The 3,018-nt window shown below is 45.9% G+C and carries 4 protein-coding genes; all 4 read right to left on the bottom strand.

The window, feature by feature from the left end; all coding sequences use genetic code 11:
• The coding region (locus VLA77_05075; GenBank protein ID HSE29927.1) for a hypothetical protein at positions 1-350 on the bottom strand (350 nt) is incomplete at its 3' end.
• 543 nt (positions 351-893) lie between these two features.
• On the bottom strand, positions 894-1,850 hold the full coding sequence (locus VLA77_05070; protein HSE29926.1) for a tyrosine-type recombinase/integrase: 957 nt from the start codon (positions 1,848-1,850) through the stop codon (positions 894-896).
• 124 nt (positions 1,851-1,974) lie between these two features.
• On the bottom strand, positions 1,975-2,214 hold the full coding sequence (locus VLA77_05065) for a hypothetical protein (protein ID HSE29925.1): 240 nt from the start codon (positions 2,212-2,214) through the stop codon (positions 1,975-1,977).
• Complete coding sequence (locus VLA77_05060) at positions 2,192-2,887, bottom strand: hypothetical protein (protein HSE29924.1); 696 nt, start codon at positions 2,885-2,887, stop codon at positions 2,192-2,194. The genes VLA77_05065 and VLA77_05060 overlap by 23 nt, the downstream gene beginning before the upstream one ends.
• Positions 2,888-3,018: the final 131 nt, after the last annotated feature.

The following is a 3,018-nucleotide window of genomic DNA, read 5'->3' as shown; positions in this document are numbered from 1 at the left end:
CTATACGGGCACCAGGTGGATTCCTTCGTTACGATGTAATCTGTAGCGTTGAAATCCCCTACTGCTATACCAGCCTGTTTCATTAACGTTTGGTGGTCTGTTAGTGGTTGTGGCGCTGGCTCCTGAGCTTTTACTGGCTCTGGAGTAGCTGCCACGGTTTCCGGCTCGGTATCAACTTGCTGTTCCGTTTGGGCTTTCTCTTGGCTAATTGCTGTAGGCTCTTTTCGGGGAGCCTCTGCCTGCACAGCTTGTGCTTTCACACGTTGATCCGAATTGTTAATCTGCTCATTTGCCGGAGTTCCCAAGTGGACCAAGGCCGCACTTAAGATGAGCGCTAGAAGTATCTTCAAGCGTTTCTCCTTTGTTTTGGCTTCTTCAAATAAGCAGGTATGAAGGTGACATTATTGGCTGTTATTAGCTGTGGTAAACTCAAGCATTTCAAGCCTGGGGCTTACAACCCTCGTTCATTTTTGTTCAGACCAACCACGATCTGAACTCATACGCCCTTTGGTTGACGTAGCACCGTCACCCTCGTATCTGCTTATTTGTTAAAGACCTGTTACTTGTTGGACTCCACGTCCTTCATAAATCCTTGAGCTAATGGATGCGCTGGCTTTTATTATGAAAAGCAGTCGTAACTTTCGCTCAAGCTGCAGGTTTTTATACCTGCCGGAACCACGCTTCCTAAGCCATGATCCCGGTTAATAAAAAAACCACTGTTCTTTCACAAACAGTGGTTTTACATATCTTGCTGGTGGGCGCTGAGGGGCTCGAACCCCCGACCCCCTCGGTGTAAAGTGGGGGCTTTGCGCCTACCGGCAATCCTCTGTTTGTGAGTGCTGGGATTGCTTGTGAATGAACTAACCATATAGTAGCAAATGGTGCGCCATATGTCAAGGCGTTTGTGCTAAAACAGAGTTAGGTAAGGTTCGTTGGTAGATGGCGGCCAACTGGTTATCAGATAACCCCAGATACCGTTGTGTTGTCTCTATACTAGCATGGCCGAGCAGTAATTGTAAGCTTCTCAGATCGCCTCCTGCCATGAGGTACTCATGGGCAAAACTATGCCTTAGCTGGTGGGGGTGCATCTTGATGCCATGCTTCTTAAATACATTCTCAATCCTGTCACGAACTGCATAGGCTGATACGTACCGGTCGTTAGGGTGGTTTACGTGGCGCTGGAGCGGCCGGAAGACATTACCCTGTGTAATGCCCCGTTTTACCAGGTAAGCACGCAGAGAGGCCGCCAGGAAGGCTGACATACAGACAATGCGATCTTCTTCACCTTTGCCACGAACCTGTATCTGTACACCATGTATGTCGCTCACGCAGAGATTTAGTAACTCCCCGATGCGTAAGCCAGTTTCAAAAAGTACCGCGACTATAAGGCGGTCTTGCTCCTGCGCGCATGCCCGTATTACCTTGATTACGATGTCGCGGGGTAAAGGCTTAACTCTAGGTGGTTTAACCTTGGTTCTGTGGATTACCTCATACCGAAAAGACATAGGAATCTCGTGATACTCCTGACAATAACGAAAAAACAAACGAACAACTTGGCGCTCGGTGCTTAGGGAAGAGGCTTTGATCTTCTCACTCCGCTTCATAAAATATGCGTCTATGTGCTGCAGAGTTATAAGCTGAGGGTCTGTAATTTTCGACCACCGATAAAAGGGCACTAAAATATCACGCCTGTTATCAACTGTTTTTGGCGCTTTGTTCTCTATCTTCCGGATGTATTTTAGATAACGCTGTATAAGAGTACTCGTATCAAGTACTTGGGCGGGAAGACTTTGCAGGGTACTGACTGGAGCGACCTGATAAGAAGCCACAGAAAGTTGTGCTTTCTGCACGGGCATAAGTTAGACACCTCCACCAAGACAACCACCGGCTTGGTACCATAATATATGTCCTTACATTCCCCTGTACTGAACAAATTGTTAAATGTGACTGTGATTTTGGTCACAGCGAAGCGAGCTATTGTTTTTCTAGTTTCGCAACCTTCTGAGGATCAGTAATTCGAACTAGATGATCTGGCAATGGTAATAATGTTGCACGACGAAATGCGGCGATAACCCATGGTTGTGCTCCTTGCTTGCCTTGATCCAAAATTTTATAACTTAACCCTGCTGCCGCATGAGCTAAAACAGATTTAGCGCTATCGCCGATAAACTTTCCAAAGACCCACTCAACTTCAACGCTTCCAGTAGTCTGCATTTTCAAACGCCTCCTTAGCGTTTACGTCTTCCACGCTGTCCGCCAGCGATGAAAGTCGTTCTACCTGCTCGTAGCTTCGTAGAATAAAATCTAAATTCGCCTTCCAATTCCGATCGTTCTCACCTCTGTAGAAGGACGCATTGGCGGTGTTTTCAATCGCCATTCGCACCATGTTCTCACCGGCATCTGTTAAACGCCGACGCAACATTTCTTTACGCTTGTCGGTGAGCTTAAACAAACCCTCAGTCGTTCCGAACTTATCCAGATAAAAACGATAGACGGAAGTCAGAGTTTCGTTAGAAACTTGACCTATTTCTTTATCTTTAGATAAAGATTCTTTTCTTTTCTTTTCTTTTATATATGGTCGGTTTGCGGTCGGGTTCTGGTCGGCTTTGTGTTGGTATTCTGCCCATTTACAGATAGAAATGATGGTCGGCTTTTGGTCGGTTTGCAGTCGGATTGCGGTCGCTTTTTCAAGCTTCTTTAAGCCGTCGTAAACTGTTGTCGCCTTCATTTTTAACTTTTTTGCAAGAAACCTTTTACTTGTCTTTACTTCGCCATTCTCATTAGCCATGACAAGTAATAAACAAAAGATTGGAAATGTACTTCCACTCGTAAATAGTTCTTCTTTGTAGAAGATTTTTTTATATAGTTTTACCCAACCGCCATTCATTCAATGTCCCCTCATTTTTTAGACAACACGAAACTCACCCCGTCCGGTGGGCGGAGTAACGTGTTGGCGTTTAGCCTGCTCCGGACGAACAGGCTAAACGATGTGGCTGCAAGTAGGTACGAAAAAACCCT

It is taken from the genome of Candidatus Saccharimonadales bacterium (assembly GCA_035457485.1).
Classification (GTDB): domain Bacteria; phylum Patescibacteriota; class Saccharimonadia; order Saccharimonadales; family EFPC-124; genus DATIBO01.
Note: the sequence above shows the minus strand (reverse complement) of the source record. Positions and strands in the feature narration are given on the sequence as shown.